Raw genomic sequence first — 13,902 nt, forward strand, 5'->3', positions numbered from 1 at the left:
CGCGACGATCGCTTTCCGGGGCGGTCAGGTTGCTGGCCCCGCTGGTCATTCTCACGCTGATCGGCGCCCTGTGCGCCCCGCCGTCGGCCGCGGCCCCGGACATCGGCCCGGTGGGCGCGGTCGCCGCTCCCGACGGGCCCGCCCGCGCCTGGTTGATCGCCGACATGGACTCCGGCGCCATCCTCGCCGGCAAGGATCCCTACGGCTCCTTCGCGCCGGCGAGCACCATCAAGGTCCTGCTGGCCATGGTGGTGCTCGACCATCTGTCGCCGGCCGCCGCGGTCCGCGCCAACGCCAACCACACCAAGGTCGAATGTTCCTGCGTGGGCCTGGTTCCCGGACAGGTCTACACCACCCGCCAGCTGCTCGAGGGACTGCTGATGGTGTCCGGCAACGACGCGGCCAACCTGCTCGGCGACATGCTCGGCGGCTACCGCGCCGCGATCGCCCGGATGACCGCCAAGGCGCAGAGCCTGGGCGCGCGTAACACCCGCGCGTTGTCGCCGTCGGGTCTCGACGGGCCGGGCTGGGAATCCCGCACCACCGCACACGATCTCGCGATCCTGTTCCGCCGCGCGTTGGCCTACCCCCTGATCGCGCACATCATGCGGCAGCCGACGGCGATGTTCCCGGCGCGGTCGGGGTACAAGCAGATCACCAACCAGAACAAGCTGCTGCAGCGCTATCCGGGCACCCTCGGCGGCAAGACCGGCTACACCAACCTGGCCGGCGACACGTTCGTCAGCGCCGCGCAGCGCGACGGCCGCCGGCTGGTGGTGGCCCAACTCAAGGGCAGCGGCGACCTGTACGGACAGGCCATGCGGCTGTTCGACTGGGGCTTCGCGCTACCGCGCTGAACCGCGCGGGTAGGGCTTACCGCGCAGGATCACCAGATCCGGTGCGCTCAGCACGCCGGCCTGGCGCGGATCGGCCGAGTAGCAGACCAGGTCCGCGGGCGCGCCGTGGGTCAGGCCGGGCCGGCCCAACCACTCCCGCGCCGCCCAGGACGCGGCGCCCAGCGCGTCGTGGGCGCTCATGCCGATCCCGGTCAGCGCGGCGACCTCGTCGGCGATGCGACCGTGGGCGATCATGCCGCCCGCATCGGTGCCGGCGTAGATCGGTATCCCCGCCTCCCGGGCCGCGCCGACCCGGTCCCGGCAGGAGCCGTAGAGGTCCTGCATGTGCTTGGCGTAGGTCGGGTACTTCGTTGCCGCGGAAGCGATTCCGGGGAAGTTCTCGATGTTGATCAGGGTCGGGACCAGCGCGGTGCCGTGCTCGAGCATCAGGTCGATGGTGTCCTCGGTGATGCCCGTGCCGTGTTCGATGCAGTCGATCCCGGCCTTGATCAGACCCGGCAGCGCGTCCTCGCCGAACACGTGGGCGGTCACGCGCGCGCCGTGGGCGTGGGCGGCCTCGATCGCGGCGACCAGCACGTCGTCGGACCACAGCGGGGCCAGATCGCCCACCGAGCGGTCGATCCAGTCCCCGACCAGCTTCACCCACCCGTCGCCGAACTGCGCCTGCTCGGCGACGTACTGCGGCAGCTGCGACTCGTCTTCGATGTCGATCGGCAGGTTGGGGATGTACCGCTTGGGCCGGGCCAGGTGCCGGCCGGCCCGGATGATCCGCGGCAGGTCCTCCCGGTCGTCGAAGCTGCGGGTGTCCACCGGTGAACCGGCGTCGCGCAGCAACAGCGCGCCGGCGTCGCGTTCGGTTTCGGCCTGGGCGGCCGCCTCCTCCAGATCGGTGGCACCCTGGGGCGCCAACCCCACGTGGCAGTGCGCGTCGACCAGACCCGGAATGATCCAGCCGTCGGTGAACACGGTCTGCGCATCCGACACCGGTTCGGCCGACAGCAGGCCGTCGGCGATCCACCACTCGACGGGCTCCGCATCAGGCAGGCCGATGCCACGCAGGTGCAGGCGCACTACTTCTGACCCGGGAACTTCAGCTTGGACAGGTCGAAGTCGGCCAACCCGGGCGGCAGCTCGTCGAGGCCGGGCGGCAGCTTCGACAGGTCCGGGAAGCCGCCGGGCACGCCGAGCGGATTGCGCGCCTTCGGCTGCGTCGGGCCCGCCTTCTTCCGGTTCTTCTTGCCCTTGGCGTTCTTACCGCCCTTGCGGTTCTTGGACTTTCGGTTCAGCCCCGGCATGCCGAACTGGCCGGCCATCGACGACATCATCTTGCGGGCCTCGAAGAACCGGTCCACCAACTGGTTGACCTCGGACACGGTGACGCCGGAGCCGTTGGCGATCCGCAGCCGGCGCGACGCGTTGATGATCTTGGGATCGGCGCGTTCGGCCGGGGTCATGCCGCGGATGATGGCCTGCAGCCGGTCCAGTTGCCGGTCGTCGACCGCGGCCAGGGCGTCCTTCATCTGCCCGGCGCCGGGCAGCATGCCCAGCAGGTTGCCGATGGGCCCCATCTGCCGGATCGCCAGCATCTGCTCGAGGAAGTCCTCCAGCGTCAGCTCGCCGGAACCGATCTTGGCGGCGGCCTCCTCGGCCTTCTGCGCGTCGAAGACCTGCTCGGCCTGTTCGATCAGGCTCAGCACGTCGCCCATGCCGAGGATCCGGCTGGCCATCCGGTCCGGATGGAAGACGTCGAAGTCCTCGAGCTTCTCGCCGGTGGACGCGAACAGGATCGGGACGCCGGTGACCTCGCGCACCGACAGCGCCGCACCGCCGCGGGCATCGCCGTCGAGCTTGGTCAGCACCACGCCGGTGAAGCCGACGCCGGAGCCGAACGCCTCGGCGGTGGCGACCGCGTCCTGACCGATCATGGCGTCGAGGACGAACAGCGTCTCGTCCGGCGACACCGCGTCGCGGATGGCGGCGGCCTGCGCCATGAGCACGTCGTCGATACCGAGACGGCCCGCGGTGTCGACGATCATCACGTCGAAGTGCTTGGCCTTGGCCTCGGCCAGGCCGGCGGCCGCCACGGCCACCGGGTCGCCCGGTCCGGCGTCGTCGGTGTCCACCGCGTCGGGCGCGGTGCCCGGATGGGGCGCGAAGACGCTGACCCCGGCCCGCTCGCCGACGATCTTGAGCTGATTGACCGCGCCGGGGCGCTGCAGGTCACAGGCCACCAGCAGCGGCGTGTGGCCCTTGCCCCGCAGCCACTTGGCCAGCTTGCCGGCCAGCGTCGTCTTACCGGCACCCTGCAGACCGGCCAGCATGATCACCGTCGGCGGCGTCTTGGCGAACACCAGCGGGCGGGTCTCGCCGCCGAGGATGCCGATGAGCTCCTCGTTGACGATCTTGACGACCTGCTGGGCCGGGTTGAGCGCCTCGGAGACCTCCGAACCGCGGGCCCGCTCCTTGATGCGCGCGATGAACCCGCGCACCACGGGCAGCGACACATCGGCTTCCAGCAGCGCCAGCCGGATCTCCCGGGCGGTCGCGTCGATATCGGCGTCGGTGAGCCGGCCTTTGCCGCGCAGGCCCGCCAGTGCGCCGGTCAACCGGTCGGACAGGGATTCAAACACGGGCCAAGCCTAGCTGCCGTGCCCGCTGCACTCAGCCCGCCTCTGCGGCGGGTTTCGTCGGCGGGGCGGGCAACGCCGCGTACAACTCCTGTTCCAGACGCTGTTGCCGGCCGGGCAGATCGGGCCCGACGAGGCCGAACACGTCCACCACCGCCGAACCCAGGGTGGTCACCCGGGCCCAGGCGATGTCGATTCCGGCGCGTTCGACGACGGCGGCCAGCGTGGCCAGCATCGCGACCCGGTCGGTGGAGCGGACCTCCAGGGTGAGCCGATCCGCCCCGCCGCCGGGATGCCACAGGATCCTCGCCGGCGCCACCGGCGGGTTGATCGGCACGCCGGGCCGAAACGTCCCGGTCCGACCCCGCGCGTCCGGGGCGGGGGTCTCCGCGTCGCGCCGCTGCAGCGCGGCGATCACGTCCAGCTGCCCGTCGAGCGCCAGGACCAGTTGTTGGCGCAGCAACCCGACGCTCGGCGGGTCGCCGAAGTGCGGCGCCACCACGAACGAGTTGATGGCCGAGCCCTCGTGACTGTTCACCGAGGCCGAGTACACGCGCAGGGAGTGCAGCGCCAGCACCCCGGCTGCCTTGGACAGCAGCCCGCGTTGGTCCGGGGCGATCATGGTCACGACGAACGTGCGCGGGTGATCCCCCGGCGCCAGGCCGACGTGCACGCCGCCGACCTCGGCCGCGAGCGAAAGATGCTCGGGGGTAACCGCATCGGCGTGCGGCAGCGCTTCGCCGGCCATCGCCAGGCGGCAGCGCCGCACCAGGTCGCCGATCAGCGAGGCCTTCCAGTCCCCCCACACGCCGGGGCCGGTGGCCAGCGAATCCGCCTCGGCCAGCGCGTGCAGGAGTTCCAGCAGCACCGGGTCGCCGTCGAGCTTGCCGACCACCGTCGCGATGGTCTCGGGATCCTGCAGATCCTTGCGGGTCGCGGTGCCGGCCAAGAGCAGGTGGTAGCGCACCATGGCCGACATGGTGTCGATGTCCGAGGGCCACAGCCCCAGCCGGGCGCCGATCTGATTGGCCAGTTCGGCGCCGATCACGCTGTGGTCACCACCGCGCCCCTTGCCGATGTCGTGGCACAGCGCGCCGAGCAGCAACAGGTCCGGGCGTGACACCCTCGTGGTGAAAGCGCTTGCCCGGGCGACGGTTTCGATCAGGTGCCGGTCGACGGTCCAGATGTGCACGATGTCGCGCGGCGGTAGGTCGCGAATCGCCCCCCACTCCGGGAACAGCCGTCCCCACAGCCCGGTGCGGTCCAGGGCCTCCACGGTACTGATCACCGACGGGCCGGCGGCCAACAGCACCAGCAGATCCTTGAGCGCCTGCGGCGGCCACGGGGGACGCAGCTCCGGCGCCGAGGCAGCCAGCCTGCTCAGCGTGGCCGCCGACATCGGCAGGCCCGTGACCGCCGAGGCCGCCGCCACCCGCAGGATCAGGCCGGGATCCCGTTCGGGGCGGGCGTCGCGGGACAGGATGACCTCGCCGTTGTACTCGACCACCCCTTCGTCCAGCGGCCGCCGGGTCGGCCGCCGCAGCGCGGCGAAACCCCGTTTGGGCAGGGCGTTTCCGGCGGTGCGCAGCCCGGAGTCCACGTAGTAGCCGATGGTGCGGGCGGCGTCGGACAGCCGGCGAGCCAGATCGAAACGGTCGCCGATGTGCAGCGCGGCGCCGATCTCGTCGGCGTACTGGGCCAGCAGCAGATCCCGGCCCCGGCCGGAGACCCGGTGCAGTTCGGTGCGAACATCCAGCAGGGCGCCGTGGGCGTCGCCGAGGGTCCCCATCGGTGAGGCCAACAGCTGACTGGGATAGACGTCGGCCAGCTGCGCGATGGCCAGCGCGTTGAGCAGCTGCACGTCACGCAGACCGCCACGGCCGCATTTGAGGTCCGGCTCGGCCCGGTGGGCGATGTCACCGCTGCGCTGCCAGCGATCCCGGGTGTGCTGGGCCAGTTCGGCGAACCGACCGGCGATCCCGGTGCGCCACTGCCGTCGGGCCCCGCCGATCAACAACGTCGCCAGTTCCCGGTCTCCGGCGATGTATCGGGCCTCGAGCATCGCCAGGCCGGCCGCGACGTCGGAGTTGGCCACCTGCAGCGCCTCCGGCACGGTGCGCACGCTGTGGTCGAGCCGAATATTGGCATCCCACAACGGATACCAGAGCAGCTCGGCCACCTGGGACACCACGTCGGTGGGCATGTTGTCGTGCAGCAACATCAGATCGAGATCGGAGAACGGCACCAGCTCGCCGCGGCCCAGCCCGCCGGTGGCCACGATGGCGAAGCCGCTGGTGGGGGTGATCCCGATCTCGTTGGCCTTGCTGGTCAACCAGAATTCGTGCAGTTCGAGCAGCGCCTGCCGCAGGCCGGCCGCGTCCAGTTGGCGGCCTGCGTTGGCCAACAGATGCTCGACCGCCGAGGTCAGGTCCGTCGCGGGCTTCGACGCGCCCGCCGCCGGCGCCTCCCATCGGGAGGATCCGGCGGCGGGGTCGGGTTGTTGATTCATCTGTCCGTCCTCCCCCTCTTCCTCAGGGTCTTCGACCGACAGTCAAAACCGTTGTGCGTCAAAGGGCGTCGCTGCCCCGTTCTCCGGTCCGTACTCGTACCACGGTGTCGACGGGACTCACCCAGACCTTGCCGTCACCGATCTTGCCGGTGCGAGCGGCCTGCACGATGACGTCCACCACCTTGTCGACCGCGGAGTCGTCGACGACGACCTCCACCCGCACCTTCGGCACGAAGTCCACGGAGTATTCCGCGCCGCGGTATACCTCGGTGTGGCCCTTCTGACGTCCGTAACCCTGCACCTCGCTGACGGTCATGCCCAGGATTCCCGTCTGCTCCAGTCCGGTCTTCACGTCCTCGAGGGTGAACGGTTTGACGATTGCGGTGATCAGCTTCATTTCGTCGATCCCTTCCGAGACACCATCAGTGCCCCTGTCCATAATTCCCGATCAGACGAGCTCATAAGCGGTTTCCGCATGCACTGTCTCGTCGATGCCGGTGTGCTCGTCTTCTTTACTGATGCGCCAACCCAGCGGCTTGACCATGAAGGCGATGATGGTGGTCATGATCGCAGTAAACACCACGGCGATCGCAGCGATGACGATCTGCACCACGAGTTGCTGGATTCCGCCGCCGTAGAACAGTCCGGTCTCCAGAGCCAGCAGACCGATACCGATGGTGCCCCAGAGCCCGGAGACCAGGTGCACGCCCACCACGTCCAGCGAATCGTCGTAACCGAACTTGTATTTCAGGGCGATGGCCAGCGAGGAGAGCGCGCCGGCCACACCGCCGAGGACCAGCGACCCGATCGGGGACAGCGAACCGCACGCCGGGGTGATGGCGACCAGACCCGCGACGATGCCGGAGGCGGCGCCCACGCTGGTGGCGTGGCCGTCACGAATGCGTTCCACCAGCAGCCAGCCCAGCATCGCGGCGGCGGTGGCCGCGGTGGTGTTGACCCACACCTGGCCGGCGATCATGTCCGCGGCGCCCTCGGAGCCGACGTTGAAGCCGAACCAGCCGAACCACAGGATGGCCGCGCCCAGCATCACGAACGGAATGTTGTGCGGACGGAAGGTGGACTTGCCGAAGCTGGTCCGCTTGCCCAGCAGGATCGCGAGAATCAGCGCGGCCACGCCGGCGTTGATGTGAACCACTGTGCCACCGGCGAAGTCGATGGGCGCCACGGTGGCCGAGACACTGCCGTCCTCAGCGGTGGTGGTGCCGAAGATCCAGGCCGCGAACCCGTTCTCGCTGCCCGACAGCAGACCGCCGCCCCAAACCATGTGGGCCAGCGGGAAATACACCAGCGTCACCCAGATGCCGCCGAACACCAGCCAGGTGCCGAACTTCATCCGCTCGGCCACCGCGCCGCTGATCAGCGCGACGGTGATCACCGCGAAGGTCAACTGGAAGCCCACCCAGACGATGGCCGGGACCGTGCCGAACCCGCCGAGCACGAACGTGTCGGCCCCGTCGATCACCCGGGTCTCGAGTAGCTGACTGACGCCGAACAGGGAGAACGGGTTGTCGAAGACGCCGAAGAAGTCGCTCTCACCGGTGTGGCTCGAGGAGAACGACATCGAGTAGCCCCACAGCACGTAGATGACGCTGACCAGGCCGATGGACCCGAACGACATCATCATCATGTTGAGGACGGACTTCTGTCGGGACAGACCACCGTAGAAGAACGCCAGTCCCGGCGTCATGAACAGCACCAGGGCAGCGGCGGTAAGAACCCACGCTGTGTCCCCTGCACTCAAGCCGTCCGGCCCGAACGGCGCGAACGCTTCATCTGGTAAGGCTAAGAGCACTTGGGTGAACCTCCTCGCGAAGTACGCCGCTTAAACGGCCTCGCTGAGAAGGTTCCTCAGTCGCGGTTTCACCGGTGATTCTGTTGTGTTTCTTGCGTGTGAACGGGTTTCCGGACGTCGTTACACTCATGTTTCGCCCGGCCGACAAGCACTTTCGGGCCGCTGTGAGTCAGCCCAGCAGCGCGTCGACGAAGGCGCCGGGCTCGAACGGCGCCAGGTCGTCGGGACCCTCGCCCAGGCCGACCAGTTTCACCGGCACACCCAGTTCCTGCTGCACCCGGAAGACGATGCCGCCCTTGGCGGTGCCGTCCAGTTTGGTCAGGACCACCCCGGTGATGTCGACGACCTCGGCGAAGACCTTGGCCTGCGGCAGCCCGTTCTGGCCGATGGTGGCGTCGAGCACCAGCAGCACCTCGTCGACGGCGGCGCGCTTGCCGACCACCCGCTTGACCTTGCCGAGTTCGTCCATCAGGCCGGTCTTGGTGTGCAGGCGCCCGGCGGTGTCGATGACGACGACGTCGGCGCCGTTCTCGATGCCCTTGTCGACGGCGTCGAACGCCACCGACGCCGGGTCGGCCCCCTCGGGTCCGCGCACCACCTCGGCACCCACCCGCAAGGCCCAGGACTGCAGCTGATCGGCGGCGGCGGCGCGGAAGGTGTCGGCGGCGCCGAGGACCACCCGGCGGCCGTCGGCGACGAGCACGCGGGCCAGCTTGCCCACCGTGGTGGTCTTGCCGGTGCCGTTGACGCCGACGACCAGCAGCACCGACGGCGCCGCGTCGTGCGGCAGCGCCCGGATGGAGCGGTCATATTCGGGGTGCAGCTGGGAGATCAGCGCCTCGCGCAGCACCGCGCGCGCATCCGCGCCCGTGCGGACCCCGCTGGCGACCAGTTTGGCGCGCAGCTGTTCCATCACCGCGGCCGTCACGGTGGGGCCGAGGTCGGCGATCAGCAGGGTGTCCTCGACGTCCTGCCAGGAGTCCTCGTCCAGGTCGCCGCCGCCGAGCAGGCCCAGCACGGACTTGCCGAGCGCGTTCTGCGACTTGGCCAGCCGGCCGCGCAGCCGGTCCAGCCGGCCCTCGGTGGGCGCGATGGTGTCCAGCTCCGGAGCGGCCGGCGGGGCTTCCGGCTCGGGCGGGGCCTCAGGCTCCGGCTCCGGGGCCGGCGGGGCCTCCGGCTCCGGCAGGTGGACGTTGGAGATGGTCCGTTTCGGCGCGTCGCGGGGCACCTCGGCGTCGTCGCCGATGACCGGGATCTGGTCCTCGCTGCGGCTGAACGTGATGCCGGATCCGGTGGTGTAGCCGCCGGAGCGGTCGATCGACTTGTCGGCCTCGGCCGGCGGGAGACTGATGCGGCTGCGCCGATAACGGACCAAGCCGACGACGAGCGCGGCGATGAGCAGGACGGCGATGACCGCTACGGCGATCCACAAACCTTGCGACACCCGGCCATTGTGCACGCGGGTCGGCAACACCGCGGGAAGTGGGTACCCGGGCACACATGGCAAAGGTGGACGTATCCGAATCCTCGACCCTGACCCCCGCGCAGGCCTGGGCGCTGGCCTCAGACCTGCGGCGCTTCGACGAATGGCTGACGATCTTCGGCGGCTGGCGCTCGGCCGTGCCGGACACCCTCGCCGCGGGCACCACGGTGTCCTCGCTGATCAAGGTGAAGGGGTTCCGCAACGTCATCCACTGGGAGGTGACCCGCTATGAGGAGCCGCGGCGCATCGGCTTGCACGGCCACGGCCGCGGCGGCGTGCAGATCGAACTGGACATGACCGTCACCGAGGATCAGCCCGGCTCGACGTTCCATCTGGTCGCGGAACTGCGCGGCGGCCTGCTGTCCGGGCCAGTGGGCCGGCTGGTGGCCAAGGTGCTGGAGTCGGATGTCCGGCGGTCGGTGCGCAAGCTGGCGACGTTGTCGCCGGCGGAGTCTTAACGCGGCCGGGGTAACCATGGCGTGCATCGCTGCACTCGCCAGTGCAGCACTGCCCGTTGACTAGCCGCCACGTGCGGGTTGAGATGTACTCCACACCGCAGAGTCCCTGACGGGCCTGGCCGTGAAGTTGAAAAGTGCCCAAGTACGTGAATGCGGCCTGCTCGGGCGCTTCTAGTCGAATGGTGTCGAATCAGATTCGGATGCAAGGAGATCAGCGCAATGGTGGATAACGGTTCCACAGACGGTCTACATTATCGGGAGATCAGTGAGCTGGTGGAGATGTTGGCCGCCGGGGACGTTTCTGCACGGCAGTTGACGGCATTGTCGCTGGATCGCATCGCGACCGTCGATAGCCGGCTCGGATCGTTCGCCTTCGTCGCAGCAGACGAGGCCATGAAACAGGCCACTGAGTCCGACGAGCGACGCAAAGCCGGCACCACACGCGGCCCGCTCGACGGTATCCCGCTGGCCATCAAGGATGTCTACGACAAGGCCGGCTGGCCCACCGAAGCCGGCATGGTCGTGCGCGCAGGTCAGATAGCAACCACGACTGCAACGGTTGTCGAGAGACTCGAACAAGCCGGCGCCGTCATCCTAGGCAAGGTGCACACCACCGAGGGTGTGTACACCGAACACACGCCGCCGTTCAAGGCACCGCTGAATCCGTGGGATGCGGGCCGTTGGGTGGGCGTGTCCTCGAGCGGCAGCGGGGTGGCTCCGGCCGCCGGACTTTGTTTCGGCGCCCTTGGCTCCGACACCGGTGGATCGATCCGCATGCCGTCGGCATCCAACGGCGCGACGGGACTGAAGCCCACCTGGGGGCGCGTGAGCCGGGCCGGAGCCGTCGAACTTGCGGCGACCCTCGACCACGTGGGTCCGATCTGTCGTTCCGCACGCGACGCCGGGCTCATCCTCGGCGTCATCGCCGGGGCCGATCCCCGCGACCCGACTGCGTCGCTGCGGCCAGTGCCCGATTTCGGGACGCCACCGCCGGCCTCCCTACGCGGCGTCCGGATCGGCACCGATCCGGAATGGAGCTACCGTGACGTCAGCGCCGACGTCGAAAAGGCGCACAAGGAAGCTGAACAGGCGCTGCTGGAGCTGGGTGCGGACCTCGTGCCGATCGTGTTGCCCGACGCGGCCGAGACGGCCGCGGACTGGTTCGAAGTGTGTGCCGCGCAGACGGCGCGCGCCCACCGGGGGTCGTACCCGGAGCACAAAGACAGCTACGGCCCGGCCCTCAGTGGACTCATCGAGCGCGGAATCGCCATGACGGCCATGGAATACGACGAACTGCTGCAGCGACGACTGCTGTTCAAGGGGCAGATGGAGTCCGCTCTGGCGCAAGTGGATGCGGCGTTGATTCCCGCGATGTCCTTCATCGCCCCGCCGGTCGAGCAGATGGTCCGGATGGACGAGGCGACCACCGCCGGCGTCCACCGCTTCACGGTGCCGTTCACCCTTTCGCAGCTACCCACCATCACCTTTCCCGGCGGATTCACCACCACCGAGGCCGGCAACCCCTTCCCGGTGGGCCTGCAGATGGTCGGTAGCGCGTTCGATGAGCGCAGACTCGTCGACATCGTCGGCGCTTTCCAAGCCGCCACTTCATGGAACAAAGAGCATCCCGCGTTGTGACGGCAGCTAGCTGATCAGGGTGAGGTACGGGTTGGCTGCCACTGCCGAGCGCAGAAATTGGGCCACCGCCCGTACCCGCCCGAGCTGCTGCAATTCCCGTGGGATGACCATCCAGTAGTTGCGGCACACCGAGAAGGACTGTGGCAGAACCACGTCCAACGACTCATCCGGCTCGCCGATATACGCTGGCAGCGGCGCGATGCCGAGACCGCTTCGTGCCGCGGTCCAGTGACCCGTGATGTTGTTGGTCTGGACCGAGACTCGTTGCTTGTGCGGCAAGGATTCCAGGATCCGCAACGGCGCCACGTCTAACAGGGCGTCGATGTACCAGATCAGGGTGTGGTCCGTCAGATCCGCCGGGACCGTCAGCGGCGGCGCAGCCTCCAGATAATGTGGCGCCGCGTAAAGGCGAAGATCGTACCGGGCCAGATGCCGGACGTTCACCGCCCGCGGCGAAGGCTCTTCGAGCGTCACGGCAATATCAAAATGACGCGCGGACAGCGAACCACGTTCGGTCGCGGTGGCGAGCTCGATATCCAAATGAGGATGCCGCCGTCGTAGCTCGACGAGTCGGGGCGCCACCACAAAAGCACCGAACCCGTCCGGAGTCACGAGCCGCACCGCGCCGGTGAGCGGGCCGGCCGCGGAGGCGCGCGTGTCATAAGCTGCGATGACCGCGGATTCCACCGACTCTGCGCGCGGAAGTAGATCTGCACCGGCCTCGGTCAGTATCCAGCCACCCGGCGAGCGATCGAAAAGCCTTTCCCCAAAGGCCTTTTCAAGTGACGCTATGCGCCGCCCGACTGTCGTATGATCGACCCGAAGATTGCGGGCAGCCTCGTTGAGCCTGCCGGTGCGTGCGACTTCCAGGAAAAAGCGCAGATTGTCAGCACTGAACATGCCCGGAACCATACACGTGCAAATGTGCACGCGCATGTGCGTCATTGGCCGTTGACTCGTGCACGAATGTGCACAGAACATTGGGGCATGACCGCAACCATTCAGCCACCCGATAGCACCGACATCCACCACTGGATGAACAACAGAGTTTTCCTCGGCACCTCTAAAGACTCAGTCGCCGTGACGAATCCAGCGACAGGCGCGGCCACCGGGGCGGTGCGGCTCGCGAGCGGGACCGACGCCAGAGCTGTGATCGACGCGGCTGCTTCAGCCTTCCCGGCATGGCGCGACACCTCCCTGACCAAGCGCACCCAGGTGCTGTTCGCGTTTCGGGAACTGCTCAATGCCCGCAAAGAAGAGTTGGCCGCGATCATCACCGCCGAACACGGCAAGGTGCTTTCCGACGCCCTCGGCGAGGTGACCCGAGGCCAAGAGGTGGTCGAATTCGCCTGCGGTATACCCCATCTGCTCAAAGGCGGATTCACCGAAAACGCCTCGACCAACGTCGACGCCTACTCGATCCGCCAGCCGCTGGGACCGGTAGGCATCATCTCCCCGTTCAACTTTCCGGCCATGGTGCCGATGTGGTTCTTTCCCGTCGCCATCGCCGCCGGTAACACCGTGGTCCTCAAGCCCTCGGAGAAGGATCCGTCGGCCTCGCTCTGGATGGCCCGGCTGTGGGCCGAGGCCGGCCTGCCCGAGGGCGTGTTCAACGTGCTGCAGGGCGACAAGACCGCGGTCGACGAACTGCTGACCAACCCAAAGATCAAGGCCATCAGCTTCGTCGGATCCACCCCGATCGCGCAGTACGTGTACGCCACCGCCACCGCGGCCGGCAAACGAGTGCAGGCGCTCGGCGGGGCCAAGAACCACGCGGTGATCCTGCCCGATGCAGATCTCGATGTGGCCGCGGATGCCATGGTCAACGCCGGCTTCGGCTCCGCCGGGGAGCGCTGCATGGCCATCTCGGCCGCGGTCGCCGTCGGTCCGATCGCGGATGATCTGGTCGACAGGATCGCCGAGCGCGCAGCCACCATCAAAACCGGTGACGGAACCAAGGACTCGGACATGGGCCCACTGGTCACCGAGGCCCATCGGGACAAGGTCGCGTCCTACATCGACGCCGGCGAGTCCGACGGCGCCAAGGTCGTGCTGGATGGCCGTCAGGTCTCTGCTGATGGTGCGGCTGACGGCTTCTGGCTCGGTCCGACCTTGCTCGACAACGTCACACCGTCGATGAGCGTCTACACCGACGAAATCTTCGGCCCAGTGCTCTCGGTGCTCCGAGTGGCCACCTACGACGAGGCACTGGAGCTGATCAACTCCAACCCGTACGGCAATGGCACCGCCATTTTCACCAACGACGGCGGCGCGGCACGGCGGTTCCAAAACGAGGTCGAGGTCGGCATGGTCGGCATCAACGTGCCGATCCCAGTCCCGATGGCCTACTACAGCTTCGGCGGCTGGAAGGCCTCGCTGTTCGGCGACACCCACGCTCACGGAACCGAGGGCGTGAACTTCTTCACCCGGGCCAAGGCCATCACCAGCCGCTGGCTGGACCCTTCCCACGGCGGCATCAACCTCGGCTTCCCCGAGAACAAATAACAAATAAGGACA

General features: G+C 68.3%; 11 protein-coding genes. 4 read left to right on the plus strand and 7 right to left on the minus strand.

All coding sequences use genetic code 11. The features are described from left to right. Nucleotides 1–47: 47 nt before the first annotated feature. Entirely contained in the window at nucleotides 48–857 is an 810-nt protein-coding gene (locus tag R2K23_RS14655; protein WP_316517290.1) for a D-alanyl-D-alanine carboxypeptidase family protein, read from the plus strand. Here R2K23_RS14655 and R2K23_RS14660 read toward each other — a convergent pair. The 6 genes from R2K23_RS14660 to ftsY form a co-directional block, all read right to left on the minus strand. Then, nucleotides 846–1,928 carry an amidohydrolase family protein gene (locus tag R2K23_RS14660; RefSeq protein WP_316510329.1) on the minus strand — a complete coding sequence of 361 codons (1,083 nt, stop codon included), beginning with the start codon at nucleotides 1,926–1,928 and terminating at the stop codon, nucleotides 846–848. The genes R2K23_RS14655 and R2K23_RS14660 overlap by 12 nt on opposite strands. Beyond that, nucleotides 1,928–3,487, minus strand: a complete 1,560-nt coding sequence (gene ffh, locus R2K23_RS14665; protein ID WP_316510330.1) for a signal recognition particle protein — start codon at nucleotides 3,485–3,487, stop codon at nucleotides 1,928–1,930. The genes R2K23_RS14660 and ffh overlap by 1 nt, the downstream gene beginning before the upstream one ends. A gap of 31 nt (nucleotides 3,488–3,518) precedes the next feature. Then, nucleotides 3,519–5,993 (minus strand): [protein-PII] uridylyltransferase, encoded by a 2,475-nt coding sequence (locus tag R2K23_RS14670; protein ID WP_316510331.1) that lies wholly within the window; start codon nucleotides 5,991–5,993, stop codon nucleotides 3,519–3,521. A gap of 58 nt (nucleotides 5,994–6,051) precedes the next feature. Further along, nucleotides 6,052–6,390 (minus strand): P-II family nitrogen regulator, encoded by a 339-nt coding sequence (locus R2K23_RS14675; protein ID WP_102142927.1) that lies wholly within the window; start codon nucleotides 6,388–6,390, stop codon nucleotides 6,052–6,054. Nucleotides 6,391–6,441: 51 nt separating this feature from the next. Beyond that, the gene (locus R2K23_RS14680) at nucleotides 6,442–7,806 is read right to left on the minus strand and encodes an ammonium transporter (protein WP_316510332.1); all 1,365 of its coding nucleotides are present in this window, start codon (nucleotides 7,804–7,806) and stop codon (nucleotides 6,442–6,444) included. A gap of 169 nt (nucleotides 7,807–7,975) precedes the next feature. Then, nucleotides 7,976–9,250, minus strand: a complete 1,275-nt coding sequence (ftsY, locus tag R2K23_RS14685) for a signal recognition particle-docking protein FtsY (protein WP_316510333.1) — start codon at nucleotides 9,248–9,250, stop codon at nucleotides 7,976–7,978. A gap of 56 nt (nucleotides 9,251–9,306) precedes the next feature. Here ftsY and R2K23_RS14690 point away from each other — a divergent pair, with 56 nt between their 5' ends. Next, nucleotides 9,307–9,747 (plus strand): type II toxin-antitoxin system Rv0910 family toxin, encoded by a 441-nt coding sequence (locus tag R2K23_RS14690; RefSeq protein WP_316510334.1) that lies wholly within the window; start codon nucleotides 9,307–9,309, stop codon nucleotides 9,745–9,747. A gap of 279 nt (nucleotides 9,748–10,026) precedes the next feature. Further along, on the plus strand, nucleotides 10,027–11,385 hold the full coding sequence (locus R2K23_RS14695; protein WP_316517292.1) for an amidase: 1,359 nt from the start codon (nucleotides 10,027–10,029) through the stop codon (nucleotides 11,383–11,385). A 6-nt stretch (nucleotides 11,386–11,391) separates the two neighbouring features. Here R2K23_RS14695 and R2K23_RS14700 read toward each other — a convergent pair whose 3' ends face one another. After that, on the minus strand, nucleotides 11,392–12,285 hold the full coding sequence (locus R2K23_RS14700) for a LysR family transcriptional regulator (protein ID WP_316510335.1): 894 nt from the start codon (nucleotides 12,283–12,285) through the stop codon (nucleotides 11,392–11,394). An 87-nt stretch (nucleotides 12,286–12,372) separates the two neighbouring features. On the opposite strand from R2K23_RS14700, the gene R2K23_RS14705 reads away from it, so the two are divergent. After that, nucleotides 12,373–13,890 (plus strand): CoA-acylating methylmalonate-semialdehyde dehydrogenase, encoded by a 1,518-nt coding sequence (locus tag R2K23_RS14705; protein WP_316510336.1) that lies wholly within the window; start codon nucleotides 12,373–12,375, stop codon nucleotides 13,888–13,890. Nucleotides 13,891–13,902 lie beyond the last annotated feature (12 nt).

It is taken from the genome of Mycolicibacterium sp. MU0050 (genome assembly GCF_963378085.1).
Classification (GTDB): Bacteria; Actinomycetota; Actinomycetes; order Mycobacteriales; family Mycobacteriaceae; genus Mycobacterium; species Mycobacterium wendilense.